This window comes from Holdemanella sp. DFI.5.55, from assembly GCF_020593575.1.
Classification (GTDB): Bacteria; Bacillota_I; Bacilli_A; order Erysipelotrichales; family Erysipelotrichaceae; genus Holdemanella; species Holdemanella hominis.
Map to the genome: position 1 here is coordinate 1 of NZ_JAJDMK010000274.1, position 268 is coordinate 268.

1 protein-coding gene is annotated in these 268 nt (G+C 50.0%); it reads left to right on the plus strand.

Going from position 1 to position 268, the window contains the following annotated elements:
* A partial coding sequence (locus tag LJE08_RS14080) for a solute carrier family 23 protein (protein ID WP_304608384.1) occupies positions 1-268 on the plus strand: 268 nt, incomplete at both ends.

The window sequence follows — 268 nt, forward strand, 5'->3', positions numbered from 1 at the left end:
CGGCTATGTGATTGCCTGTCTGTTTGGCATTGTTGACCTGGCGCCAGTAGCTGCGGCACATTGGTTCAGTCTGCCTGATTTTCAGGTTCCGTTCGTGACCTATCAGCCGCATTTTTATTGGGGCGCGATTTTAAGCATGGCACCAATTGCATTTGTTACCATGACTGAGCACATGGGGCATATCATGGTTCTTAACGAGCTGACCGAACGCAACTACTTTAAGGATCCTGGGTTGAATCACACTTTGGCTGGTGATGGGACGGCTTCG